Source organism: Mycolicibacterium phocaicum (assembly GCF_010731115.1).
Classification (GTDB): domain Bacteria; phylum Actinomycetota; class Actinomycetes; order Mycobacteriales; family Mycobacteriaceae; genus Mycobacterium; species Mycobacterium phocaicum.
The window spans coordinates 5,418,689-5,443,480 of record NZ_AP022616.1 but is presented as its reverse complement, the minus strand read 5'-3'; the positions used below and the strand labels follow the sequence as shown (position 1 = coordinate 5,443,480).

Here is a 24,792-nt window from a genome sequence, read left to right as displayed (position 1 = left end):
CGATCACAGTGGCAAACCTACCGGCCGGAATCGTCAGTGCACGATGATCCCGCGAATGTTCTTGCCCTCCCGAAGGTCCTGATAGCCCTGGTTCACCTCTTCGAGGGTGTACCGCGTGGTCACCAGGTCGTCGAGTTGCAGCTGGCCGTCGTTGTACAGCCGCAGCAGACGGATGATGTCGTACTGCGGGTTGGCCGAGCCGAACAGCGAGCCGCGAATGGTCTTCTCGAACAACGTCAGTTCCAGGCCAGAGACGTGGATCGTCAGCTTCTCGGGGTTGGCCATACCGATCACGACGACCGTCCCGCCCTTGCCGATGGCGCTGAAGGCCGCGGTGACGACGTCCTCGTCGACGGTTCCGACGCAGATGATGGCCTGATCGGCGCCCTGCCCCCAGGACAGTTCGGTGATCTTCTCGGCGGCGGCCTCGGCGCTCGCGAAGACATGTGTCGCACCGAATTTCAGCGCGGTATCGCGTTTGAAAGGCACCGGGTCGATGGCCACGATGTACTTCGCTCCGGCATGCGCGGCACCCTGGACGGCGTTGATGCCGATGCCGCCGATGCCGTACACGACGGTGATGTCGCCGGGCCGCACGTTGCCCGCGTAGGTGGCGCCGCCCCATCCGGTCGGGACACCACAGCCGACGAGCACGGCGGTCTCCAGCGGCAGCCAGTCGTCGATCTTGACCACCGAGTGCTGCGAGATGGTGGCCTTCTTCGCGAACGTGCCCAGCATGCACATGGCACCGAAATCCGTGCCGCCCTTGTGGAATCGGAACGAGCCGTCCGGCATGGAGCCCTCGAGGATGGTTGCGCCCATGTCGCACAGGGCCTGCCGACCCGTCGAGCAGTAGCGGCAGTGGCCGCAGCTGGGGATGAAGCTGCACACCACGTGGTCACCGGGCTTGACCTTGGTGACGCCGGGGCCGACGTCCTCGATGATGCCGGCGCCCTCGTGCCCGCCGACGATGGGATAGCGCGGTGGGAGGTCACCGTCGGACAGGTGCAGATCGGAGTGGCACAGTCCGGCGGCGGTGTAGTTGATCAGCACCTCGCCGGGGCCGGGACCGTCGAGGTCGAGTTCCATGATCTCGAAGGGCCTGCCGGGCTCCAGCAGGACGGCTGCGGTGGTCTTCATCGGTGTATTCCTTTCAGGCTGAGTGGTTGACGCGGTGGTGCCCGTGGGCCGGTGCCAGGTCGTGCTTGAGGAAGTCGAGCTGGTCGGCCAGAACCCGCTGCTGCCAGGGACCGTCGTAGAAATCGAGGTGGTCGGCGGGGTACTCGCGCAACTGCGCCCAGTACCCGGCGCGGCGGGCTGCCTTGCGCGCCGCGGCCGGCGGCGCGATGCGGTCGTCGGTGCCGGGCTGCACGAGGATCGGGCACGTCAGTTTTCCGGCTTTCGTGATCGGCCGGTTGAACGCGACGCCGAGGGCGTGCCGGCCGCGGACCTCGTTGCGCCACGTCGGCCCGGCAACCGGCAGCCAGGCCTCTTCCGAACCAGACGTCGCGATCACCGCGTTCGGTCCGCCTACCACCGGTACCAGGTGCGCGGGCCGACCCAGGGCACTCGCAACCACATCCCGCACAGCATTTGCCGTGGAGCGCACCAGGTAACCGGTCCCACAGGTACGACGCAGGTGCGCCAGGGTGGCCACCCCGTCGACGGCGGGATTCATCGAGATGACGGCCGCGATGCGCTGGTCCCGGGCCGCGACCGCGATGACGTGGCCGCCGGCGTACGAGGTGCCCCACAGCACGATCCGGTCCGGGTCCACCGCGGGCAGGTGCCGCGCCGCGGCGATCGCGGCGTGGTAGTCCTGCCGTTGGCGGGATATCGAAACATCCTGCCGCGGAGCGCCTTCGGAATCGCCGAAGCCCCGGTAGTCGAACACCAGCACGTCCAGTCCGGCGGCGGCGAAGGGCTCGCCGAAGCCGAGCAGCGCGGTGTCTTTCGTCCCGCTGAAACCGTGCGCCATCACCACACACGGACGGCCGGACTCCCCGGCGAGCGCATCGGTCGTGGCGGGCAGATACCAAGCGGCGCAGCGGGATCCGTGGCTGTAGAAATAGAGCTGCTTCATGACCGGACTCTTTCTACGAGGCGTACGCGACGGTCTTGACGGACGAGAACCGCAGGCCCGGATCCTCGATGGGACCGTTGCGCAGTCGTTCGGCGTCCATCTCGTAGGCGTGCTTGACGAGCCATGAGCCTCTGTCGCCGCTGCGGGGGAACTGCTGAATTCCGCGCTGGACATAGCCCGACGACAGGTCCATCAGCGGGCCGCGTGCCATGTCGGGGTTCTCCACCACCGGGACGACGACGTCGTGACCATGGGCGTCCATGTGGTCCAGCATCCGGCAGAAGTGCTCGCAGACCAGGTCGACCTTCAGAGTCCACGCGATGTTGGTGTATCCCATCGCGAACGCCATGTTGGGCACGTCGGAGACCATCATGGCCTTGTACACCGTGTGGTCGGGCGGGTTGAGCACCTGGCCGTCGACGCTCAGCGCGATCTTGCCGAACAGCGACATGTTCAAACCCGTTGCGGTGACGATGATGTCGGCCTCCAGCTCCTGCCCGGACTGCAGCAGGATGCCGCGCTCGGTGAAGCGCTCGATCTGATCGGTGACCACCGACGCCTTGCCGGTCCGGAACGCCTTGAACAAGTCGCCGTCGGGCACCATCGCCAGGCGCTGCTCCCACGGGTTGTAGCGCGGGGTGAAATGGGTGTCGACATCGAAGCCCTTGGGCAGCTGGCGGGCGACGTTGGCGATCAACAGCTTTCGCATCACCGTCGGGTACTTCTGGCACAGCTTGTACAGCCCGCGGGCGGTCGCGATGTTCTTGCGCCGCACGATCGGGAAGGCACGCTCGTGGCCCAGCACCTTGTTGAGCGCGTTGGTGATCGGGTCGGCCGCCGGCACCGACAGCACATAGCTCGGCGAGCGCTGCAGCATCGTGATGTGGCCGGCCTGGTCCGCCATGGATGGGATCAGCGTCACTGCCGTTGCGCCGCTGCCGATCACGACGACCTTCTTGCCGGTGTAGTCCAGGTCCGTCGGCCACAATTGCGGGTGGATCACCTGGCCGCGGAAGTCTTCCTTGCCGGGAAAGTCCGGGATGAAGGGCTTCTCGTAGTCGTAGTAGCCGGTGCCGAGGAACAGGAATCGGCCGGTGAACGTCGTCGTATCCTCGCCCTGACCGGTGGTGACGGTCCAGCGCCCGGTGCCCGAGTCGAAGTTCGCGTTCAGGACCCGTTGGCCGAACCGGATGTGCTCGTCGAGCCCGTTCTCGTCGACGGCCTGCTGTAGGTAGTCGAGGATGATGTGACCGTCGGCGATGGACTTGCGGTGGGTCCACGGCTTGAAGCCGAACCCGAAGGTGGGCATGTCGGAGTCCGAGCGGATGCCGGGGTACCGGTGCAGGCTCCAGGTGCCGCCGATGGTGTCGCGCCCCTCGATGATCAGGAACGACGTGCCCGGGCGGTTCGACTTCAAGTGGTACGCCGCACCGATGCCGGAGATCCCCGCCCCGATGATCAACACATCGACATCGCGCGTCTCGGACCGCTTCATTGAGGTGGACACTGTGACTCCTGATCGTTGGGAAGCGCGGTTGTGATGGCGCTAACGCTATGGAGGTCGCGAGACACAAAACAGGTGCGACGGCCCAGTACTCGACCCCCGATATGTGCAGGCGCATACTTCGTTGATGGCTGCCGAGACACCATCGCCTGAGGTCATCAACCTCATGGGCGACGTTGCCGAGCTGATGCTGGCCGAGATCGACGACCTGGTGGCCGAGATGGACGCCGCCGAGGTCGAGCTCTCCCCCGCCGCCGGTTCCGATGCCGCGGTGCTGGCGGACACCTCGGCCAGTAACCGCGCCAATGCCGTGCGGTTACTGTCGATGTTCGCCCGGCGCGACGCCAAGATGGCGCCCATCGACATCCCGCCAGAAGCACTCGACGTGGCCCGCACCGTGGCCCGGCGGGGGCTGGACCTCGACCTGATCTTCCAGTCTTACCGGCGCGGTCAGAACGTCGCGTGGAGTCGCTACCTGAAGCACGCCGCTCAGCTGGAGTCGACCGGCCCACTGCTTTTCGAATTGCTCGAAGTCGCTTCGGCGCGCATGTTCGAGTACGTCGACCACGTGGTCGCGGGCGTGATCGCCGCAGCGCAACGCGAGCGCGAGGAGGTGCTCGGCGGGGCCATCGCCCGCCGCGCCGAAACGATCCGGCTGATCCTCGACGGCGCCGCCATCGACACCGGGCGGGCCGGCGAACGCCTGGGATACGACCTGCGGCAGCGCCACACCGCACTGGTGCTGTGGACGCCGCCGCACGGCGATGTGCAGGGGGCACTCGAATCCGCCGCGGCGGTACTGGCGCGAGCCGCAGGCACTCGCCCGCCGCTGACGTTGTCCGTCGGCCCGTCCACGTTGTGGGCCTGGCTGGGCAGCAGTTCCGAGCCGGTGGTCGATGCTCTGTCTGACGCAATCACGCAGGCGCAGAACCATATTCGCGTCGCGGTGGGTCCGACGCGGCCGGGCATCACCGGGTTTCGCCGCTCCCACGAGGCGGCGCTGGCGATCCAGAGTCTGCTCGCCGGGCACCCCGGCGGCGCGCGGGTGGCCCTCTTCCGAGACCTCGAGGTCACCGCACTGGCGGCCCAGAACCCTGATCGCGCAGCCGAATTCGTCTCGGCAACCCTGGGTCCGCTCGCGGAGGACACGTCGGCGGCGGCCCGCCTGCGCGATACCCTGCGCGTCTTCCTCGACGAAGCCGACAACGCGCCACGCGCCGCCGGCCGGCTGCACACTCACCGCAATACCGTCCTGCAGCGGGTGGCGCGGGCGACCGAGCTCCTCGGCTACCAGCCCGGTGAACGGCGGCTGGCAATGGAACTCGCATTGGAACTGGCGCACCAGCTCGGTCCGCGGGTGCTGACCGCGCCGCAGCCGGGCGCCTAGCCGTCACGTCGTCGGCAGCGTCACGTCCAGCCGGAATCCGCCGGGCACATGCGCGGCGGACACCTCGCCGCCGTGCGCTTCGACGATGCCCCGCACGATGGCCAAGCCGATGCCGGCGCCCGCCCCGCCGCCTTCCGGGGTGCGGGCCGCCGTGCCGCGCCAGCCCATGTCGAACATCCGCCCCAGATCCTGGGACTGCACGCCGGGTCCCTGGTCCAGCACCGTGAGCACGATCCGGTCGCCGTCGAGCCGCTGCGCCGAAACCTCGATCTCGGAATGCTCCGGTGCATGCCGAATGCTGTTGACCAACAGATTCGCCACCACCCGGGACAGTTCTCCGGCGTCGGCGTGCAGCACCACGTCGGCCATCCCGGCGTGGGTGATGCGGATGCCGCGGGTGGCAGCGAGGGCCTGCATGTCGGACACGACATCGGACACCAGGTCCAGGAGCACCACCGGCTCCTTGCTGAGCTTCAGCATGCCGCTCTGAATCTTGGACAACTCGAACAGCCCGTCGACCATGCCGTTGACCGAGTCCACCTGATCGCGGATCTGCCGGATGTATTCGGCCGGGTCGTCGACCACGCCTTCCTCGAGCGCTTCGGCCATCGCACGCATGCCCGCCAGTGGTGTCCGCAGATCATGCGAAACCCAGGCGACCAGCTGCCGCCGGGACTGATCCAGCTGCTCGACTTCCGCACGGGCAGCGGCCAATTGCTCCGATGACTGCGCCAGCTGGCTCGACAACTCGGCGAATTCCCTCGAGCTGTCGACGTCCGCCGTGACGACTTCGCCACTGCCGATCTGCTGGGCCGCACGTTGCAGCCGGGCCAGCGACCGCCGCAGCCGTCGCAGCATGAAGCCGGCGGCGAGGCCGGCCATGAGCGCCGAGATGGCGAGTACCGCGAGCAGGACCTGCAGATCGTGCGACGACAGGTACATCTCGATCGAGATGGCCACCGTGGAGGCGACGATCGCGACGATGGTCGCGCAGATCAGGACCGACACCTGTGTCCCGATGGACCCGCGCCGATTGAGTTGCATGACGAGGACAGCCGCGCCCGTGGCCACCGACGTACAGATCAGGGCCGTCACCGCGATGATGACGAGGTCCACCGCACCGAGGATCATGACGACCGCCCCGACGGCGTGAATCGGTATCCCGTGCCCCACTGGGTGCGCAGATAGACGGGATCACGCGGGTCGGCCTCGATCTTCTCGCGGAGCCTCCGGATGTGCACCGTCACCGTCGACGCGTCGCCGGTACTCCAGCCCCACACTTCCCGCAGCATCTCGTCGCGGGAGACGACGCGGTCGGGGTTCTTGAGCAGGAAGAGCAGGAGCTCGTACTCGCGTGCGGTCAGCTCGACATCGGCACTGCCGCAGGTGATCCGGCGCATCGTCGGGTCGATCCGGAACCGGCCCACCACGAACGGGGCGAGCGGCGACTGGTGGGAGACCCTGTGCCGCAACAACTTCGAAATGCGCAGTTGCAGTTCACGCAGTGCGAACGGCTTCGCCAGGTAGTCGTCGGCGCCGAGTTCGAGGCCGTCGATCCGGTGCCCGCTCGCACCGAGCGCGGTCAGCATGATCACCGGAACATCCGAGCGGGTGCGGATCTCGCGCAGCAGGTCGTCACCCGACAGCCCCGGCAGCATGCGGTCGAGCACCAGTACGTCGGGCGTCGAGCGTTGCACGGCGTCGCGCGCGGTTTCCCCGTCGGAGAACTCGTCGATTCGAAAACCTTTGGCGCGCAGGTACGCCGCCACCGCCGTCCGCACCCGCTGGTCGTCTTCGACCAGCACGACGTGTGCTCCGCCGCCGTCGTCGGAACTCACGGGCGCATCCACATCGCACCTCTCATGGTGCTGAGCCTAGACAGCCGGCGGCGCTACGGGCCGGTTCTTACGGTTCTGAAATGTTTGTCGAACGCGCCCGGCGCGCTCCCTAACTTCATCGGCGACGGGGTGATCGGCACCCCACGACGCTCGAAGGAGTTCCACATGGTCATCAAGCCGATCGCAGCGACAGCAGCTGCGGTGTTCGCCCTGACCCTCACCGCGTGCGGTGCGAACGAGATGAAGTCGGCCGGTTCGTCCAGCCCCTCCAGTTCCGCCATGTCGTCCAGCATGACCTCCGCGATGACCTCCGCGATGACCTCATCGAGCGCCGCCGCTCGCACGGGCCACTTCACCGGCCTCAACGGCAAGCACGTCGCCGGTACGGCGACCGTCAGCGGCATGAATCTCGAATTCACCGACTTCTCCTCCGACGAGGGCCCGGACCTGCACGTGTACCTGACGAAGGGCTCCACCGAGTCCGATGTCGCCGCGGGCAAGCAGATCGCCGCCATCAAGTTCGACCAGGCCACACAGTCGTTCCCGCTGACCGGCATCGACACCATGGGCTACACCACCGTCGTCATCCACTGCGACAAGGCGAAGGCAGTCTTCGGCGCTGCCTCGCTGATGTGACGACCGGTCTGATGACCACCCGCGCACTGACCACGCGCGACCGCGCCGACCTGGCCGCGTCGATACTCTTCGGCGCGGTCCGGGTCGGGCTCGGACTGCTGTGGCTCCACGAGGGCTACGTGAAGTTCCGGGCGCACTTCGGGCGCGCGGACATCCTGCTCGTCGTCGACGGCGCGTCGGCGAATTCGCGTGTGCCGGAGTACTTTCGCTTCGTGGCCGAGCACCTGCTGCGGCCGACGGCAGACCTGGCCGGCCTGATGACGCCGCTGACCGAAGTGGCACTGGGGCTGGTCCTGGTGCTCGGAGTGTTCAGCACGCTGTCAGTGGCCGTATCCGCGGGATTGCTTGCGGTCTATTGGAGTTCGGACCAGCTCATCGCGCAGTACCCGATCATGGCGCTGCTCAGTGTGGGCGTCCTTGTCGGACAAGGATATTCGAACCGCTGGACGATCATGACGCTGGTGCGCCGGCGATCGGCACAGCAGGAAGAGGGATGAGATGAAAGCAGCAGTCGCTGGATCGGCGATGGCGGCATTGGCCGCCATCGTGATGTTCCAAGCGCCGACGGCGTCGGCGGCGTCGGCCGATGGGGTGATCAACGACCTGCGGGCCGCGGGGTATCTGGTGCAACTCAATCAGACACCGACGGCACCGCTGACGGCCTGCACGGTGGGCGGTGTGCGCACTTTGGAAGGCGGTACCCCGTCAGCCCTCGTCGACATCGTGTGCCCGGACGGTTGCTGACGGCGGCGTGCCGACCGGGATCAGAGCTTTCCGGTGCGCAGGTCTTGGCTGCTCTTCAGAACGGCCGAGTCCAGACTCCAGTTCTGCGGCTGCACCCGCTCCCAGAGGCTGCCCTTCCCGGCCGCCTTGCCGAGTTCGTCCTCACGCCGGAACCACTGCTCGGCGCTGCGGATCCGGTTGGGGTGGATTTCGTCCAGCAGCGCGTAGTTCCGCTCGATGATGCCGTCTTTCCACAAGTTCCAGAAACCGGTGAAGTTGGCTCGAAATGTCATGGTGCTCGGGTCATCCGGGGCCGCGTTGTATCCGGCAGGGGTATCGGCGACGCCGCCGAGCGGCCCCTGCCAGTACGCGTCGATGTCCGTGTCGACGTATCGGGCGGGATGCCCGGTGACCGCTTCGAACGCCCGGGCAAGCTCGCGATACGAGATGTGGTCGATGGCCACCTCGAGGTCCATGCCGTTGGACCTGTCGGTGTTGTCGAAGAGCCAGCGCACGTAGTAGCCGCAATCCTCAAGTGAGACATGGGGCACCGCACCGTTGCCGAGGGGCACGCGCCAGGTGACGACGCCGTCCTCCACGCTGGGCGCCATCGGCGTCAGGGGCGAGATCGTCATTTCGATGTACGGGCCGGACGTGAAGACGGCAGCGCCCATCCGGGCCGAATTCGCCTGATTCTGCAGCAGGATCCATTCGGCGATGCGCCCCTTGCCGTCGTAATGCCCGACGCGGTACTTCGAGTCGTAGCCGGCTTTCTTGAGCCCGTAGTCGAGGTTCCCGTACACGAAGAACTTGACGCCTTCTTCGATGGCGATCTCGTAAGTGCGCATCGCCCAATACATCTCGGTCTTCTCGCCGGTGTTGAATCCGTCGATGTTGACGAATGCACCGTCGCATTCGCGGAAGCCTTCTCGCAGGACGGCTTCATCGGTGAAGGTCCCTTCGAGTGCCGAGATGCCGCCCAATTGGAGCAACGACTTGGCCCGGGCACTCGTGGCGTCACGAGTGAGAAATCGAACGGCATACTTGCCGTCGGCAACGAGGGCGCGGGCGACAGGAAGTCCCTGGGCCCCGGTCGCGCCGATCATGAAAATCTTCGACGTGGGATGTGACATCACGGCTCCTCTATTTGATGTATATACAACATTTGGGCATCGACGGCGGCTGACCTCAACGATTTCCTAGTCGCCGGACGACAAACCGACGCTGGTCGCGAGGGACCGGACCGCCGTGACGCCGCCGGCACCCAGCAGTTCGGCAGCCTCTTGCTGCGCCCGTCGCCATGCCGGCATCACGGTCTCGATCTTGTTGCGACCCGACGCGGTCAGCACGACCTCACGCACGCCCTTGACATTCACCGACACCGCCTCTACCCAACCGTGTTTCATCAACAGGCTCAGATTGCGACTGACGGTCGACCGCTCCAACTGCAGCACCTCACCGATCCGGGCCGGCGAGCACGGGCCGATCTTCCCCAGCGCCGCCAGGAGATTGATCTGGGCGATGCTGACGCCATGTTCTTCGAGGGCGTGGTCATACAGGCTCGTCACCGCCCGGCCGAGTAACCGGACGCGGACCGCCAGGCAGTTACCGGCGATCTCATCGACAGCGGCGTTGGCCATGCCACCATTGTTGCATATACACCATCACCCCGGCAATGGACCGGCGCCGGAGCTACCCCCTGCGCCGTCGCACCAGCCGCGAAAGACTCAGCCCACCGAGCAGACCCACGGCCGCGCCCACCGCCACGCTGTTCGCGTCGACACCCTCGCGCTCGCGGTAGCGGGTGACGATCGCAGCCGGTCCGGGCGGCGCCACCGGGGCCAGCGCCATGGTGTCCGCGGCGGTTGCCGCCCACGCGGTTGAGAACAGGATCAGCCGGGCGGTGATGTAGGCGAACACCATCAGACCCAGCACGGGACCGAATGTGGCACCGGCCGGGCCGTGCATGACGGTCCGCAGGTAGATCGAAGCGACCTGCTTGAACAATTCGAAGCCCACCGCGGCGATCAGCGCCGCACGGGCCGAGCTGCGCAGACTGACCTTCTCGCGCGGCAGCCGGGCGATGATCCAGGTGAACATGAGCCACGCCACGAGGAACGACACCGTCAGCGACGCCACCCGCAGCAGCACGCCGAGACCCGGCACGTGGCCGACGCCGAACCAGTGCAGGACCGTCGTCATCAATCCGGTGTCACCGAGGGCAGTCAGGCCGATTGTGACGACGATGGCCAGGAATGCCGAGACCAGCGCCAGCAGGTCAGACAGCTTGGTGCCCACCCAGCCGTCGGGTTCGCTCTGTTGCTCCCACATCTCGGTGAGGGCCTTGCGTAGATTGGCCATCCAGCCGAGGCCGGCCCACGCCGCGGTCGCCAGGCCGATGACGCCGACCGACGTGCGCGATTTCACGGCCGAGTCCATCAGGCCGACCAGCTGATTACCGAAGTCGCCCGCGACGGCGGACCGGATGTGCACCTCGAGCTCGGCCAACAGGTCCGGGCGCGAGGCCAGTACGAAACCGCCCACGGCAAAACCGACCATGAGCAGCGGGAACAGCGCGAACACTGTGAAGTAGGTGATGCCGGCGGCGTAGAAGTCGCCGTTGCAGTCCTGGTAACGGTCCTGGGCCCGCATGATCCGATCCAGCCACGGATGCCGCTGACGCAGTCGGTCGAGTAGGCCCGGCTGGTCCGAGTCGGTCATTTTCGGCAAACCCCCTTGTCTGCCGAAAAGCCTAGTGTGCGACGCCGCGGGTGTCCCCTCGCGGCGTCCGCAACGTCAGCGCAGACGCGGCAGGAAGCCCAGTCGGTCGTTGACGCGCTGCAGCGTCTTGAACGCCACCTGCTCGGCGCGCTCGGCACCGGTGGCCAGCACCGATTCCAGTTCGGCCGGATCGGCCAGCAGCTCGTCGACCCGGTTCTTGATCGGGGTGACGTACTCGACGACGGCTTCGGCGGTTTCCTTCTTCAGGTCGCCGTAACCGCGTCCCTCGTACCCGGCCACCAGCGTGTCGATGGCGGTTCCGGTGACCGCCGACTGGATGGTCAGCAGGTTGGAGATGCCGGGCTTGGCCTCGGTATCGAACCGGATTTCGCGCTCACTGTCGGTGACCGCCGAGCGAATCTTCTTGGCGCTCTTGGCCGGATCGTCGAGCAGGTTGATCAGCCCGGCGTCGGTCGCGGCCGACTTGCTCATCTTGGCGGTCGGGTCCTGCAGGTCGTAGATCTTGGCGGTGGCCTTGGGGATCATCGCCTCGGGCACCACGAAGGTGTCGGGGAAGCGCGCGTTGAACCGCTGCGCGAGGTCCCGGGCCAGCTCCAGGTGCTGACGCTGATCCTCACCGACGGGTACCAGGTCGGTGTCGTAGAGCAGGATGTCGGCGGCCATGAGCACCGGGTAGGTGAACAGGCCGATCGTGGTGGCGTCGGCGCCCTGCTTCTGCGACTTGTCCTTGAACTGCGTCATCCGCGACGCCTGACCGAAGCCGGTGAAGCAGCCCAGCAACCACGCCAGCTGGGTGTGCTCGGCGACGTGGCTCTGTACGAACACCGTGCTGCGGGTCGGGTCGATACCGAGCGCGAGGTACTGCGCGGCCGTCACCAGCGTGCGCCGGCGCAGCGTCTCGGGGTCCTGCGGGACGGTGATGGCGTGCAGGTCGACGACGCAGAAGAACGCGTCGTAGCCGTCCTGCAGGTGGGCCCAGTTCTGCACCGCGCCCAGGGCATTGCCCAGGTGAAGCGAGTCGGAGGTGGGCTGTGCCCCGGAAAAGACGACGCGCTTGTTGGCGCCTGCACCGCTGTTGCTCATGATGGCTTCGATTTTCGCACTGTTGTCATCCGGTTTTGTCCGGGGCTCGGTCTACGCTGGGGAAAGTGGGTTCCCGTGCGATGCCGACCTCCGACAAGGAGACGAAGTGAGCGCCGATCCAACGTCCCCCGGCCACCTGATGGCCGCCGAGATCACCGAGCAGCCGCAGGTGTGGCGCCGGCTGCTGGACGATGGCCGCGGCCCCATCCAGGCCGCCGCGGCTCAGATCGCGGCGGCGGCGCCACGCTTTGTACTGTTCGTGGCACGGGGCACGAGCGACCACGCCGCGCTGTACGCGAAATACCTCGTCGAGATCAACCACGGCCTGCCCGCAGGGCTGGTCTCCCCGTCGACCATGACCGTCTACGGCGCCCAACCTGATCTGCGCGACGTGCTGTACGTCGCGGTGAGCCAGTCCGGTGGTTCGCCGGACCTCGTGCGCTCGGTCGAGGTCGCCCGCGCGCAAGGTGCGCTGACGGTCGCCGTCACGAACAACCCGGCGTCGGATCTGGCTGCGGCAGCCGAGATTCACATCGATGTGCTGGCCGGGGCCGAGAAGTCGGTGGCCGCGACCAAGTCCTACACCGCGGAGCTGCTCGCCCTGCAGCTGCTGCTCGGACGGGACAACGACGGTGTCGACGAGCTGCCCGACCTCGGCGAACAGGTGCTCGCTGCCGGGGAGCTGGTCCGCGAGGTCGCGCAGCGGTATCGGTTCGCGCAACGACTCATCGCCACCGCCCGCGGCTACTCCTACCCCACTGCCCGCGAGGCCGCCCTCAAGCTGATGGAGACGTCTTACCTTTCCGCACAGGCGTTTTCGGGCGCCGACTTGTTGCACGGTCCACTCGCCACCGTCGACCCCCAGGTGCCGGTGCTCGCGGTGGTGCCCGAAGGCACAGGCGGCCAAGCCATGGCGCCGGTGCTGGAACGGCTTGCCGAGCGTCACGCCGATGTCTTCGGGGTGGGAAGTCCGACGGCCCTGGCCGGCCTGGCCGGTGGTATCGCGCTGCCCAGCGGGGTCAGCGACGAGCTCTCCCCACTGCTGGAAATCCTCCCGCTGCAACAACTTGCCCTGCACCTGGCACTGGCCCGCGGTGGCGACCCGGACCAGCCGCGGGGGTTGCGAAAGGTCACGGAGACGCTCTGACGCCGAGTGCTCGTGTTCAGTCGGGTCGAGGCGCCAGACGTTGCAGCACGGTGAAGAAGACGCGCCGCTCCTCGGCGCTCAGCTCGCCGAGCCACCGCTCCTCGCCGCGCTGAATGTCGGCCTGCACGGCGTCTTTGAGCCGGCGTCCGGCCGGCGTGATCGACAGCAGCCGAACCCGGCGGTCGTCGGGGTCGGGGGCGCGCTCGATGTAGCCGCGGTCCTGCAGGTCGTCGAGGGTGCGGATGATGCGGGTCTTGTCGGCGCCGATCGCCTGCGCCAGGACAGCTTGCGACCGCATCGGGGTCTCGTCGAGCGCCAGTAGCACGACGTAGCCCCACATCGAGATGCCGTGCGCGTCCAGCACAGGCTGTTCGGCAGCCATCAACTCACGCAACAGCGGCGCGAGCAACGCGGCGAGGTCAGGGCGCTTGACCGGCATCCGATCATCGTAGGCGTTGCCATATCGTATGCATCTGCTTACGATAAGCCCATGCGTACATTACCAACCGATCTTCTCACCGCCCATCGCCGTGCCATCCTCGCCTCGGTCGACGTCGTCAACACCGTTGGTCGTGCCGACCTGCGGCGCCCTACGCCCTGCGCGGCTTGGGATTTGGCCGACCTTCTAGCCCACATGACAGTCCAGCACCGCGGCTTCGCGGCCGCCGCCCGTGGCGGTGGCCAAGACCTTGCCCTCTGGACTCCGGTTCGCGACACGCAGGATCCTGTCGGCGCGTATGCCGTCGCCGCACACGACGTACTCGAAGCGTTTGCCGGCGCCGATCCCGAAAGCAACTTCGCGCTACCGGAATTGGGCACCTCGGTGCCGGCGGAGATGGCGATCGGATTTCACCTGATCGACTACGCGGTGCACGGCTGGGACGTCGCGGCCGGCCTCGGCGTTCCCTTCACACTGCCCGACGACGTCGTCGCCGCAGCCCTGCCCCTCGCCCTGGCCGTGCCCGACGGGGACTTCCGCAGCATGCCCAATGCGCCGTTCGGGCCGGCCAGGACCGCCGACAGCACAACGGATTTCGAGAGGCTACTCCGCCACCTGGGCCGGGACCCGCAATGGGGCCATGCGTCCGACGACGAGTCACGGCATGCCGTCCAGTAACAGATTGGGGACTTCCGGCCCTGTTATCAGCAACTTTGGCCACTGAGGTCACGTGCTACGGCATCGATACCGTCCGTTATATGACTTACGTTGTCGGACGGGAATGCGTTGACGTCACGGACATGTCCTGCGTGCAGGAGTGTCCGGTCGACTGCATCTACCAAGGCGATCGGGCGCTCTACATCAACCCGCGCGAATGTGTGGATTGCGGTGCCTGCAAACTGATTTGCCGAGTCGATGCGATCTACTACGATGCCGATCTGCCCGAAGACCAGCTCGCATACCTCGCCGACAACGCGGCATTCTTCGATGAGGTACTCCCCGGACGCGAGGCGCCGTTGGGCTCCCCCGGCGGCGCCAGTGCGCTCGGTCGCATCGGAGTGGACACCCCGATGGTGTCTGCCCTACCGCTTCGAGACTGAGTGCGATCAGCTGTACTCGACCGTGACCGGCGCGTGGTCCGACCAGCGCAGCGCATATGCCGCAGCCCGCTCCACCCGCGCCGCATGGGCTTTGGGCGCCAGCTTCGCGTTGGCCAGGTGGTAGTCGATGCGCCACCCGGCGTCGTTGTCGAAAGCCTTGCCGCGCCATGACCACCAGCTGTACGGCCCGGGGACCTCAGGGTGCAGCTCCCGGACCACGTCGGTCCAGCCGGACGCCATCAGCTCGGCCAACCACTGCCGCTCGCTGGGCAGGAACCCGGACTTCTTGACGTTGGCCTTCCACGCCTTCAGGTCCAGTTCCGTCGCGCAGATGTTCCAGTCGCCGCAGATCACCACGTCGCGGCGCTTGCGGGTCAGCTCGGCCATTCGGCCGGCGAGCGCCACCATGAAGCGCTCCTTCTCCACCTGCTTGTCGGTCTCGGCCTCACCGGTGGGTACGTAGACGCTGGCGACCGTGACGCCGTCGGTGTCGACCTCCACATACCGCCCGTGCGCGACGAATTCACAGTCCGGGCTGAGCCCCACCCGCACCGCGGTGATGGGGGCCCGCGACAGCACCGCCACCCCGTTGCGGCCCTTGGCAGACGGCTCGGCCGACGCCAGCTGCCAGCCCGCATCCAGCGCCGGCGCCAGGGCCTGCGTCAGCTGCGCGTCGTCGGCCCGCGTCTCCTGCAGGCAGATGACGTCGGACTTGGTGTCCTTCAGCCACGGCAGCAGCCCGAGGTTCTCCGCCGAGCGCTCTCTGACCGCGGCGCGGATGCCATTGACGTTGATGGTGGTGACGATCACGAAGCAGAACCCTAACGTCGGGGTACGACACGCTTGAAACGACGAACGTGAGCTTGTGTGCGAGAAATCGAGGAAATCTCGCACACAAGCTCACGTTCGAGGTGAATTACTCCTGAGCGGAAGCCAGCGCCGCGTTGAAGGTGGCGCTCGGCCGCATCACGGCCGTCGTCTTCTCCGGGTCCGGCGCGTAGTACCCGCCGATGTCGGCCGCGCTGCCCTGTGCCGCAGCCAGTTCCGCGACGATCTTCTCCTCGTTCTCGGCCAGCGTCTTGGCCAGCGGAGCGAACTTGGCCGCCAGCTCGGCGTCCTCGGTCTGCTTGGCCAGCTCCTGCGCCCAGTACATGGCGAGGTAGAACTGGCTGCCGCGGTTGTCCAGTTCGCCGGTGCGCCGCGACGGACTCTTGTTCTCGTCCAACAGCTTTCCGGTCGCGCTGTCGAGCGTCTTGGCCAGCAGCAGGGCCTTGGCGTCGTCGGTCTTGTTGCCCAGGTCCTCCAGGCTGGCGCCCAGGGCCAGGAACTCGCCGAGCGAGTCCCAGCGCAGGTGGTTCTCCTCGACCAGCTGCTGCACGTGCTTGGGTGCCGAACCACCGGCGCCCGTCTCGTACAGGCCGCCACCGGCCATCAGCGGCACGATCGACAGCATCTTGGCGCTGGTACCCAGCTCCAGGATCGGGAACAGGTCGGTGAGGTAGTCGCGCAGGATGTTGCCGGTCGCGGCGATGGTGTCCTGACCGCGCATGGCCCGCTCGATGGTGTGCCGCATGGCGCGTTCCTGCGACATCACGGAGATGTCGAGACCCTCGGTGTCGTGGTCCTTGAGGTAGGTCGCGACCTTCTTGCGCAGCTCGGCCTCGTGCGGACGCTCCTGGTCCAGCCAGAACACCACGGGCATGCCCGAGAGCCGAGCGCGGGTGACGGCCAGCTTGACCCAGTCGCGGATCGGCAGATCCTTGACGACCGGCATGCGCCAGATGTCGCCCTCTTCCACCGCCGTGGTCAGCAGGACCTCGCCGCTGTCGATGTCGACGATGTTGGCGATGCCGTCCTCGGGAATCTCGAAGGTCTTGTCGTGGCTGCCGTACTCCTCGGCCTTCTGCGCCATGAGACCGACGTTGGGCACGGTGCCCATGGTCCGCGGGTCGAACTGGCCGTGCGTCTTACAGAAGTTGATGATCTCCTGGTACATCCGGGAGAACGTCGACTCGGGGTTGACGGCCTTGGTGTCCTTGAGCTTTCCGTCGGCGCCGTACATCTTGCCACCGAGCCGGATCATGGCGGGCATCGAGGCGTCGACGATGACGTCGGACGGCGAGTGGAAGTTGGTGATGCCGCGAGCCGAGTCGACCATCGCCAGCTCGGGCCGGTGCTCGTGGCACTTGTGCAGGTCGTCGACGATCTCGTCATGCAGCGACTTGGGCAGCGTCGAGATCTTGTCGTACAGGTCCGAGAGCCCGTTGTTGACGTTGACGCCCAGCTCGTCAAAGAGCTTCTGGTGCTTGGCGAATGCGTCCTTGTAGAAGATGCGCACGGCGTGGCCGAACACGATCGGGTGGCTGACCTTCATCATGGTCGCCTTGACGTGCAGGGAGAACATGACGCCCGTCTTGTAGGCGTCCTCCATCTGCTCCTCGTAGAACTGGATGAGCGCCTTCTTGCTCATGTACATCGAGTCGATGATGTCGCCCGCGTCGAGCTTGACCTCGGGCTTGAGCTCAATTGTCTTGCCGGTCTTGGTCTTCAGCACCATCTTGACGCGGCGGTCCTTGTCGAGCGTCATGGACTGCTCGCCGTGGTAGAAGTCGCCGGTCTTCATGGTGGCGACGTGCGTGCGGGAGGCCTGCGACCACTCGCCCATGCTGTGCGGGTGCTTGCGGGCGTACTCCTTGACGGCCTTCGGGGCACGACGGTCCGAGTTGCCCTCGCGCAGAACAGGGTTCACCGCACTACCGAGACACTTGCCGTAGCGATCCTTGATCGCCTTCTCTTCGTCGGTCTTCGGGTCGCCCGGGTAGTCGGGCAGGTTGTAGCCCTTCTCCTTGAGCTCCTTGATCGCGGCGACCAACTGCGGCACCGAGGCGCTGATGTTCGGCAGCTTGATGATGTTGGTGTCCGGGAACTGGGTCAGCCGACCCAGCTCACCCAGGTTGTCGGGGACCTTCTGCTCATCGGTCAGGTAGTCGCTGAACTCGGCGAGGATGCGGGCCGCCACCGAGATGTCACTGGTCTGGACGTCGATACCGGCGGCGCCGGCGAAGGTGCGGACGACCGGCAGGAAGGCGTACGTCGCGAGCAGCGGCGCCTCGTCGGTCAACGTGTAGATGATGGATGGTTTCTCGCCACTCATGGTCACTCTCCCGGCGTCACGGACGGTACGTACGAAAATCTATGTCGAGTCCGGCGTCTGCACATGACTACCCCGTCGCACGACGGTTACGAAACTACCGTGACCGGCGGGGCGAGTTTCCGGTGGTCCGGTCTGTCGTGCACAGATCTGGATCGATACCGACAGGCTGCGCGAAGCGGACCGTCGACGACACGCCGTCTCCCGCCCACCGGACGGCACCAGCTAGCAGTTGCACAGCCTCTTGAGTTACCCTCGAGTCCGGTCATGAGTGCCAGCGTCAAGCCCCGGCTTGCTGGCCGGCAACCCTCCATCCGCGGTGGGGTGCCCCGGGAGACGACCAGGTTGAGCAGCCGTACATCGGCTGCGAGGCAAGCGCGGGTCCGCCACCACGGACCCGGATGACTGGGTGAGTGGAGGCTTCCTATGCGTCGCTGTCTGTGATTCGTGCGAGTTCGCGCACCCCTTCGTCGTACCTAAAAACTCACAGGAGACACCCCTAACATGACCACTGAGGCCATCGACCCCACCGCGCGCTGGAGCTTCGAGACGAAGCAGATCCACGCAGGTCAGAGCCCCGACAGCGCGACCAATGCCCGGGCGCTGCCGATCTACCAGACGACGTCGTACACGTTCCGCGACACCGACCACGCCGCCGCGCTGTTCGGGCTGGCCGAGCCGGGCAACATCTACACCCGCATCATGAACCCGACCACCGACGTGGTCGAGCAGCGCGTCGCCGCGCTCGAGGGTGGCGTGGCCGCGCTGTTCCTGTCGTCCGGACAGGCTGCCGCGACCTTCGCGATCCTGAACATCGCCGGCACCGGCGACCACGTCGTGGCCTCGCCGCGGCTGTACGGCGGCACCTACAACCTGCTGCACTACACGCTGCCCAAGCTCGGCGTCGACGTCAGCTTCGTGGCCGACCCCGACGACCTCGATTCGTGGCGCGCCGCCGTCCGGCCGAACACCAAGGCCTTCTTCGCCGAGACCATCTCCAACCCGAAGATCGACATCTTGGACATCCCGGGTGTCTCGGGCGTCGCGCACGACAACGGCGTGCCGCTGATCGTCGACAACACCGTCGCCACCCCGTACCTGATCCAGCCGCTGGCCCACGGCGCCGACATCGTCGTGCACTCGGCCACCAAGTACCTGGGCGGCCACGGCTCGGCGATCGCCGGCGTCATCGTCGACGGTGGCACCTTCGACTGGACGGGCGGCAAGTTCCCGGGCTTCACCGAGCCCGACCCGAGCTACCACGGTGTGGTGTTCGCCGACCTGGGCGCACCGGCCTACGCGCTCAAGGCGCGCGTGCAGCTGCTGCGCGATCTGGGCAGCGCCGCCGCTCCCTTCAATTCCTTCCTCATCGCGCAGGGATTGGAAACGCTGTCTCTGCGCGTTGAACGCCATGTGTCCAACGCGCAGAAGGTCGCCGAGTACCTCGAGGGCCGCCCGGACGTGCTCTCGGTGAACTACGCCGGCCTGCCGTCGTCCCCGTGGTACGAGCTGGGCCGCAAGCTGGCCCCCAAGGGCACCGGTGCGGTGCTGTCGTTCGAACTGACCGGCGGCGTCGAGGCCGGCAAGGCGTTCGTGAACGCGCTGACGCTGCACAGCCATGTCGCCAACATCGGTGATGTCCGATCGCTGGTGATCCACCCGGCGTCGACCACGCACCAGCAGCTGACCGCCGAAGAGCAGCTGGCCTCGGGAGTCACCCCGGGCCTGGTGCGGCTGGCTGTCGGCATCGAGGGCATCGAAGACATCCTCGCCGACCTGGAGCAGGGCTTCGCTGCTGCTGGATCGGTGGGGGGTGCCGACCGAAAGGCGGCATTGGTGTGACGATTATCGACGTGCCCGTGTCTGACATCTCCGCAGCGCCGCTGCTGCCTGCCGAAGGCGAGACCGGTGTAGTGAACATCGGCTCGCTGACGCTGGAGAGCGGCATCGTGCTGCCCGACGTGTCCATCGCGGTGCAGCGCTGGGGTGAGCTGTCCCCCGCCGCCGACAATGTCGTGATGGTGCTGCACGCGCTGACCGGTGACTCCCATGTCACCGGGCCGGCCGGGCCGGACCATCCGACGGGCGGTTGGTGGGACGGCGTCGCCGGTCCGGGTGCCCCGATCGATACCGACCGCTGGTGCGCCATCGCCACCAACGTGCTCGGCGGCTGCCGTGGGTCGACGGGCCCCAGCTCGCTCGCTCCCGACGGAAAACCCTGGGGCTCAAGGTTTCCCGCCATCACCGTGCGCGACCAGGTGAACGCCGACCTGGCGGCCCTGGCCGCTCTCGGCATCACCCAGGTGGCCGCGGTCGTCGGCGGCTCGATGGGCGGCGCGCGGGCGCTGGAATGGCTTGTGGGACACCCCGACACGGTGCGGGCCGGGCTGGTGCTGGCGGTCGGCGCCCGTGCCACCGCGGACCAGATCGGCACGCAGTGCGCACAGGTCGCGGCCATCAAGGCCGATCCGAACTGGGCCGATGGCGATTACTACCTGACGGGCCTGACCCCGGACGACGGCATCCAGATCGCCCGCCGGTTCGCGCACCTGACCTACCGTGGCGAGAAGGAACTCGACGACCGGTTCCGCAACACCGCGCAGAACCATGAAAAGAGTTCCAGCGACGGCCTTTACGCCGTCGAGAGCTATCTGGAGTACCAGGGCCGCAAGCTGGCCGCACGGTTCGACGCGGGCACCTACGTCGCGCTGACGGACGCGCTGAGCAGTCACGACGTCGGGCGCGGACGCGGCGGGGTGGCCGCGGCGCTGGGGTCTTGTCCGGTGCCGGTAATCGTCGGGGGCATCACCTCCGACCGGCTGTATCCCATTCGGCTGCAGGAGGAACTGGCCGCGTTGCTGCCGGGCTGTCCGGGTCTCGAGGTCATCGAGTCCGACTACGGCCACGACGGTTTCCTGGTCGAGACCGACAAGGTGGGCCTGCTGATCCGCCAGACCCTGGACTTGGCGTCCCGGTGACGGGCGAACGCTCGCTGTCCTTCGGGGAGCAGGCCGCCGCGTACGAACGCGGACGGCCGTCCTACCCGCCGGAGTCCATCAATTGGCTGCTGCCCGCGGGTTCCGTCGACGTCCTCGACCTCGGCGCCGGTACCGGCAAGCTGACCGTCCGGCTGGCCGAGCGCGGTCTGGCGGTCACTGCCGTCGACCCAATCCCCGAGATGCTCGAGGTGCTCAGCGGGTCGTTGCCGTCGGTGCCTGCACTGCTCGGCACGGCCGAGGAAATCCCGTTGCCGGACAACAGTGTCGACGCGGTCCTGGTCGCGCAGGCCTGGCACTGGTTCGACCCGGAACGGGCTGCGGCCGAAGTGGCACGGGTGCTGCGCCCGGGCGGCCGGCTGGGTCTGGTCTGGAACATCCGCGACGAGCGGCTGGGCTGGGTCAAGGAACTGAACCGCATCATCGGCTGCGAGCACGACCCGTCGGCCGACTCCCTGTGCGGCGACTTCACCGACATCGAGACCCACCGCTTCGAGTGGACGAGTTACCTTACGCCGCAAGCGCTTCTGGACCTCGTCGCGTCCCGGAGTTACTGCATCACCTCGCCCGCCGACGTACGCCGCAAGGTGCTGGGCGAGGTGCGCGAGCTGCTGAGCACACATCCGGCACTGGCCAGCAGCACCGGATTGGCGTTGCCGTACGTTACGCACTGCGTGCGGGCGACCCTGGCCTAGGCGCCCGGTTCACCAGGAGTCAGAAATCCGCCGATGACCGCGGTGCCCGGGCCGACGTGCGCGCCGGGGCCGGGTACCGCCGTCGTCGTCAGCGCCCCGAGCTCCCCGCCACATTCGGCACAGACGGCCTTTGCCGTTGTGACACAGCCGCATTCATCGTGAACAAGTAGCGCCGGTGGTCCGCTCTCGCCGGCCGTCCACTTGTCACCCCACGCGAGCAGGGTCGCGGTCACCGGGTAGAGGTCGCGCCCCTTGTCGGTGAGGACGTACTCGAAACGCGGAGGCGCACTCTGGTATTGGCGCCGTGTCACGATCGCGTGGCGCTCCAGGTCCTCCAGGCGCGCGGCCAGCACGTTCGATGCGATGCCGAGGTCACGGCGGATGTCTTCGAACCGGGCCATTCCCGCGAACAGGTCGCGCAGCACCAGGGCCGTCCACCGTGGGCCCACGATGTCGAGCGTCCGCGCGATCGAGCAGGAGATGTCGCCGAAGGACTGTTTGGACACTGCACAAGGGTAGTCCATTGCTTTCTGCAATGGACTCTGATTGAGTGGGTTGCAAATAACAAGTGACGCTCAGGGGGTCCTGATGACGACAAGCACAGATTCCGTCGCGACGTTCTGCGCGGCCACCCGCAGCGGTGACGTCGACCGCTTCATCGCCGCACTCGCACCCGACGCCGAGCTGATCTCCCCACTGTCCGGGCGCATGGTGTTCCGCGGCCGCGACGACCTCCGCGTCCTGCTGACCGCCGTCTACGCGGGGATGCGAAACCTGGAGTGGGAGAACGTCATCGGCGACGGTCCCACGCGCGTCGCGGTGAGTCGCGGACGCATCGCGGGACTGACCATCACCGATGCCCTGGTGTTCGAACTCGACGATGCCGGGTTGATCCGGCGGCTGCGACCGCACCTGCGGCCGTGGCTTGCGGTGACGGTCTTCGCCCTACTGCTCGGCCCCAGGCTCGCCGCCCGCCCCGGCGTCGCGCGCCGCGCGCTCAGTCGCTGATCTCGACCGGGCCGAACCAGCGCTCCAATGCTGCGCGCAGGTCACCGGCATCCGCCGCGGCGAAAGTGTCTGCCGCCCAAGCGACATAGCCGTCGGGCCGGATCAGCATCGCGGCGGGCCCGTCCGCCATGGCGGCCTCCACCGTGTCGACGCGGCGCTCCCACGGTGCGGCGGCCGCGGCCACCGCGCCGCCGGACAAGTCGAGGACCACGCCTCGACCGCTGTGTAGCAGGTCGGTGAGCCGGCGCCCGTCGTCCAACGTCTCGTCCGGCACCATGAATCCGGTGAGGCGGTGGGTGGTGCCGCCCATCTCGTAGCGCACGTCGGCCCCCGCCAGTAGTCCGGCCATATGCGCGGTGGCGTCGGGCAGCTGGAAGAGTTCACCGAGAAGCGTGCGCAAGGCGCGCACCTCGGGTCCGGGCGCGGTGAGCGCGATCTGCGCCAGAGAGTGCATCATGACGCGCTCGCCGACCGGATAACGCTCGGACTCATACGTGTCGATCAACGCCTCGGGCGCCCAGCCGTTGATGACCGCCGCCAGCTTCCAGCCCAGATTCAGGGTGTCCTGCAGACCGAGATTGAGCCCCGGACCACCCATCGCCGAATGCACGTGTGCGGCATCACCGATCAGCAGAATGCGGCCGGACCGGTACGCGTCGGCCTGCCGGGTGTTCTGGCCGTCGACGCGGCGCTTCGCGAACGGACCGGGCCCGGCCGGCACGTCGAACGGCACGTCGACCCCGAGTACCCGGCGCAGGCTCTGCCTCAGCTCGTCGTAGGTCAACTCCCCCGGCGCGTCGTCCGCCAGCGAACCGAACTCCAGGGTGCCCAGCATCGGCGGATCTCCGTGCGCCTCGAAGAAGATCACCATGCCGGAGTCATAGCGGTTGTGCCCGAACGGAACCCGGCCGAAGCCTGGTACATCGAGCTCGCCGTCGGCGGTACGGAACTCGTCAGCGATGTGCACATGCGCCAGCCGGGCCACCGTCGGGGACGTGTGCCCCGGGAAGCCGATACCCGACTGCTTGCGGACAGTGCTACGGCCGCCGTCGGCACCCACCAGCCAATCGGCGTGCAGTACATAGGGGCCGTCGGGCGCGGCCACATCGACGGTGACGCCGTCAGGTCCGGCCGACAGCGCGGTCACTGCGTGCCCCCATCGCACCTCGACCCCGAGAGCCTGTGCCCGCTCGTACAGCAGCTGGACCAACCGCGGCTGCTTCATCAGCACAGCACGCATCGGATTGTCTTCGACACCAACAAAATTCAGCGGCAGGCCGGAGAACATCCAGCCGTAAGCGGGTTGCGGCGCGTTGGGATCGCCCGTGAACGCCTGGTAGAGGCCACGCATGTCGAGCTGCCGGATCACCTGTCCGACAAGGCCGTTCGCTTTGGGCTCGTCGCCGGGTCCGGGCAGCGCGTCGAGGATGACCGGTTTGATGCCGGCGAGGGCCAGTTCACAGGCCATCATCAGGCCGTTGGGTCCGGCGCCGGAGATCACGACGTCAGCGGGCATGGTCACTCCTTCGTTCTGGTCGGTTCGGGCAGTCCCGCGATGACGGCGTCGAAACCCGCGCGCATCAGCTGGGTGATGGACACGGGCGGATCGGCGTTCGCGTACGCCTCCATCGCGGTGTCCCCGATGGCGCGCACCACGGCCACCACCAGGCGCGGGTACATGTCGTCGGGGCCCAAACCCGTTCGGTCGGCGATGGCCGCCACCCAGTCCTGGTAGAGTATCTGCGGCACCGCGTTACGAACTTCGGTTCGCATCATGAGTTTTCGCACTTCGACGAGCTCGCGGCGGTCCGGAATGAGATCGGCACCGGTGATGTCGACCATCTCCTCCTCGAGGGTGCCCGTCACGGCCTCGATGATCGATGTCCACAGCGGCTCATCGACCGGCCGCGACCGAAACACCGCGACACTGCGCCGCATCCGCTCGGCGATGCGGTAGGCCAGCGCCTCGTACTTACCGGCGAAGTAGTTGTTGAACGTCCGCAAGGACACTCCCGCCAGCGCCGCGATCTCCTCGCGCGTGACGGCGTCCAGCCCGCCGCGGTCGAACGCCAGTTGCAGCGCCGCATCACTGAGCGCCCGACGGGTGTCGAGCTTCTTTCGTTCGCGCAGACCGGTGTCAGCTGATTCGGACATGCCGCCACCGTACCGATAATTTTGCACACCGGGCAACTTTGCCCAGCGGGCAATTTCCTGTGAATATGGCTGACTCAAGTCATTGACTCAGGTCAGTAAAGCGGGT

General features: G+C 67.1%; 26 protein-coding genes and 1 riboswitch. Of the genes, 11 read left to right on the top strand and 15 right to left on the bottom strand.

Annotated features, from left to right (window positions below):
- Positions 1-33 precede the first annotated feature (33 nt).
- The 3 genes from G6N46_RS26220 to G6N46_RS26210 are packed head-to-tail and all read right to left on the bottom strand — an operon-like array spanning position 34 to position 3,578.
- Positions 34-1,140: an NDMA-dependent alcohol dehydrogenase gene (locus tag G6N46_RS26220; RefSeq protein ID WP_138250164.1), complete on the bottom strand. Its 1,107-nt coding sequence runs from the start codon at positions 1,138-1,140 to the stop codon at positions 34-36.
- A 13-nt stretch (positions 1,141-1,153) separates the two neighbouring features.
- Positions 1,154-2,083 (bottom strand): alpha/beta hydrolase, encoded by a 930-nt coding sequence (locus G6N46_RS26215; protein ID WP_138250165.1) that lies wholly within the window; start codon positions 2,081-2,083, stop codon positions 1,154-1,156.
- A 13-nt stretch (positions 2,084-2,096) separates the two neighbouring features.
- Positions 2,097-3,578, bottom strand: coding sequence for a flavin-containing monooxygenase (locus tag G6N46_RS26210; protein ID WP_138250204.1), 1,482 nt, complete (start codon positions 3,576-3,578; stop codon positions 2,097-2,099).
- 136 nt (positions 3,579-3,714) lie between these two features.
- Here G6N46_RS26210 and G6N46_RS26205 point away from each other — a divergent pair, with 136 nt between their 5' ends.
- Positions 3,715-4,974 (top strand): PucR family transcriptional regulator, encoded by a 1,260-nt coding sequence (locus G6N46_RS26205; protein WP_138250166.1) that lies wholly within the window; start codon positions 3,715-3,717, stop codon positions 4,972-4,974.
- Between the two features lie 3 nt (positions 4,975-4,977).
- On the opposite strand, the gene G6N46_RS26200 is transcribed toward G6N46_RS26205, so the two are convergent.
- Both G6N46_RS26200 and G6N46_RS26195 read right to left on the bottom strand, forming a co-directional pair.
- The gene (locus tag G6N46_RS26200) at positions 4,978-6,105 is read right to left on the bottom strand and encodes a sensor histidine kinase (RefSeq protein WP_082934479.1); all 1,128 of its coding nucleotides are present in this window, start codon (positions 6,103-6,105) and stop codon (positions 4,978-4,980) included.
- Positions 6,102-6,812 (bottom strand): response regulator transcription factor, encoded by a 711-nt coding sequence (locus G6N46_RS26195; RefSeq protein WP_234785512.1) that lies wholly within the window; start codon positions 6,810-6,812, stop codon positions 6,102-6,104. Before G6N46_RS26195 ends, G6N46_RS26200 begins: the two co-directional genes overlap by 4 nt.
- A 165-nt stretch (positions 6,813-6,977) precedes the next feature.
- Between G6N46_RS26195 and G6N46_RS26190 the strand changes: the two genes are divergently transcribed.
- Genes G6N46_RS26190 through G6N46_RS26180 form a run of 3 tightly spaced genes read left to right on the top strand, consistent with a single transcriptional unit; the run spans position 6,978 to position 8,192 of the window.
- On the top strand, positions 6,978-7,448 hold the full coding sequence (locus tag G6N46_RS26190; RefSeq protein ID WP_061004898.1) for a DM13 domain-containing protein: 471 nt from the start codon (positions 6,978-6,980) through the stop codon (positions 7,446-7,448).
- Positions 7,449-7,459: 11 nt separating this feature from the next.
- Positions 7,460-7,945, top strand: a complete 486-nt coding sequence (locus tag G6N46_RS26185; protein ID WP_138250167.1) for a DoxX family membrane protein — start codon at positions 7,460-7,462, stop codon at positions 7,943-7,945.
- A gap of 1 nt (position 7,946) precedes the next feature.
- Positions 7,947-8,192 carry a hypothetical protein gene (locus G6N46_RS26180; protein WP_138250168.1) on the top strand — a complete coding sequence of 82 codons (246 nt, stop codon included), beginning with the start codon at positions 7,947-7,949 and terminating at the stop codon, positions 8,190-8,192.
- Between the two features lie 20 nt (positions 8,193-8,212).
- Here the strand turns inward: G6N46_RS26180 and G6N46_RS26175 are convergent, their stop codons facing one another.
- The 4 genes from G6N46_RS26175 to trpS form a co-directional block, all read right to left on the bottom strand.
- The gene (locus G6N46_RS26175; RefSeq protein WP_138250169.1) at positions 8,213-9,307 is read right to left on the bottom strand and encodes an NmrA family NAD(P)-binding protein; all 1,095 of its coding nucleotides are present in this window, start codon (positions 9,305-9,307) and stop codon (positions 8,213-8,215) included.
- Between the two features lie 63 nt (positions 9,308-9,370).
- The gene (locus tag G6N46_RS26170) at positions 9,371-9,811 is read right to left on the bottom strand and encodes a MarR family winged helix-turn-helix transcriptional regulator (RefSeq protein ID WP_138250170.1); all 441 of its coding nucleotides are present in this window, start codon (positions 9,809-9,811) and stop codon (positions 9,371-9,373) included.
- A gap of 52 nt (positions 9,812-9,863) precedes the next feature.
- Positions 9,864-10,892, bottom strand: a complete 1,029-nt coding sequence (gene yhjD / locus G6N46_RS26165; RefSeq protein WP_138250171.1) for an inner membrane protein YhjD — start codon at positions 10,890-10,892, stop codon at positions 9,864-9,866.
- Between the two features lie 75 nt (positions 10,893-10,967).
- On the bottom strand, positions 10,968-11,996 hold the full coding sequence (gene trpS / locus G6N46_RS26160; protein WP_138250172.1) for a tryptophan--tRNA ligase: 1,029 nt from the start codon (positions 11,994-11,996) through the stop codon (positions 10,968-10,970).
- A 139-nt stretch (positions 11,997-12,135) separates the two neighbouring features.
- On the opposite strand from trpS, the gene G6N46_RS26155 reads away from it, so the two are divergent.
- The gene (locus G6N46_RS26155; protein ID WP_138250205.1) at positions 12,136-13,143 is read left to right on the top strand and encodes an SIS domain-containing protein; all 1,008 of its coding nucleotides are present in this window, start codon (positions 12,136-12,138) and stop codon (positions 13,141-13,143) included.
- 16 nt (positions 13,144-13,159) lie between these two features.
- On the opposite strand, the gene G6N46_RS26150 is transcribed toward G6N46_RS26155, so the two are convergent.
- Positions 13,160-13,582, bottom strand: coding sequence for a MarR family winged helix-turn-helix transcriptional regulator (locus G6N46_RS26150; protein ID WP_138250173.1), 423 nt, complete (start codon positions 13,580-13,582; stop codon positions 13,160-13,162).
- A gap of 51 nt (positions 13,583-13,633) precedes the next feature.
- Between G6N46_RS26150 and G6N46_RS26145 the strand changes: the two genes are divergently transcribed.
- The gene (locus tag G6N46_RS26145; RefSeq protein WP_138250174.1) at positions 13,634-14,260 is read left to right on the top strand and encodes a TIGR03086 family metal-binding protein; all 627 of its coding nucleotides are present in this window, start codon (positions 13,634-13,636) and stop codon (positions 14,258-14,260) included.
- Between the two features lie 80 nt (positions 14,261-14,340).
- Entirely contained in the window at positions 14,341-14,682 is a 342-nt protein-coding gene (gene fdxA, locus G6N46_RS26140) for a ferredoxin (protein WP_138250175.1), read from the top strand.
- A gap of 6 nt (positions 14,683-14,688) precedes the next feature.
- On the opposite strand, the gene G6N46_RS26135 is transcribed toward fdxA, so the two are convergent.
- Both G6N46_RS26135 and G6N46_RS26130 read right to left on the bottom strand, forming a co-directional pair.
- The gene (locus tag G6N46_RS26135; protein WP_138250176.1) at positions 14,689-15,492 is read right to left on the bottom strand and encodes an exodeoxyribonuclease III; all 804 of its coding nucleotides are present in this window, start codon (positions 15,490-15,492) and stop codon (positions 14,689-14,691) included.
- A gap of 106 nt (positions 15,493-15,598) precedes the next feature.
- Entirely contained in the window at positions 15,599-17,836 is a 2,238-nt protein-coding gene (locus tag G6N46_RS26130) for an NADP-dependent isocitrate dehydrogenase (protein WP_133427750.1), read from the bottom strand.
- Between the two features lie 260 nt (positions 17,837-18,096).
- Positions 18,097-18,217: riboswitch (SAM riboswitch) on the top strand.
- A 120-nt stretch (positions 18,218-18,337) separates the two neighbouring features.
- Here G6N46_RS26130 and G6N46_RS26125 point away from each other — a divergent pair.
- Genes G6N46_RS26125 through G6N46_RS26115 form a run of 3 tightly spaced genes read left to right on the top strand, consistent with a single transcriptional unit; the run spans position 18,338 to position 21,524 of the window.
- Entirely contained in the window at positions 18,338-19,675 is a 1,338-nt protein-coding gene (locus tag G6N46_RS26125) for a bifunctional o-acetylhomoserine/o-acetylserine sulfhydrylase (protein ID WP_138250177.1), read from the top strand.
- A gap of 17 nt (positions 19,676-19,692) precedes the next feature.
- Complete coding sequence (metX, locus tag G6N46_RS26120; protein ID WP_407665152.1) at positions 19,693-20,811, top strand: homoserine O-acetyltransferase MetX; 1,119 nt, start codon at positions 19,693-19,695, stop codon at positions 20,809-20,811.
- Complete coding sequence (locus tag G6N46_RS26115) at positions 20,808-21,524, top strand: class I SAM-dependent methyltransferase (protein WP_061004895.1); 717 nt, start codon at positions 20,808-20,810, stop codon at positions 21,522-21,524. The genes metX and G6N46_RS26115 overlap by 4 nt, the downstream gene beginning before the upstream one ends.
- Here G6N46_RS26115 and G6N46_RS26110 read toward each other — a convergent pair.
- Positions 21,521-22,030, bottom strand: coding sequence for a winged helix-turn-helix transcriptional regulator (locus G6N46_RS26110; protein ID WP_138250179.1), 510 nt, complete (start codon positions 22,028-22,030; stop codon positions 21,521-21,523). The genes G6N46_RS26115 and G6N46_RS26110 overlap by 4 nt on opposite strands.
- A gap of 82 nt (positions 22,031-22,112) precedes the next feature.
- Between G6N46_RS26110 and G6N46_RS26105 the strand changes: the two genes are divergently transcribed.
- Positions 22,113-22,532, top strand: coding sequence for a nuclear transport factor 2 family protein (locus G6N46_RS26105; RefSeq protein WP_138250180.1), 420 nt, complete (start codon positions 22,113-22,115; stop codon positions 22,530-22,532).
- Here G6N46_RS26105 and G6N46_RS26100 read toward each other — a convergent pair.
- Both G6N46_RS26100 and G6N46_RS26095 read right to left on the bottom strand, forming a co-directional pair.
- The gene (locus G6N46_RS26100; protein WP_138250181.1) at positions 22,522-24,048 is read right to left on the bottom strand and encodes an FAD-dependent monooxygenase; all 1,527 of its coding nucleotides are present in this window, start codon (positions 24,046-24,048) and stop codon (positions 22,522-22,524) included. The two genes, G6N46_RS26105 and G6N46_RS26100, sit on opposite strands and share 11 nt — an antisense overlap.
- 2 nt (positions 24,049-24,050) lie before the next feature.
- On the bottom strand, positions 24,051-24,686 hold the full coding sequence (locus tag G6N46_RS26095; protein WP_138250182.1) for a TetR/AcrR family transcriptional regulator: 636 nt from the start codon (positions 24,684-24,686) through the stop codon (positions 24,051-24,053).
- Positions 24,687-24,792 lie beyond the last annotated feature (106 nt).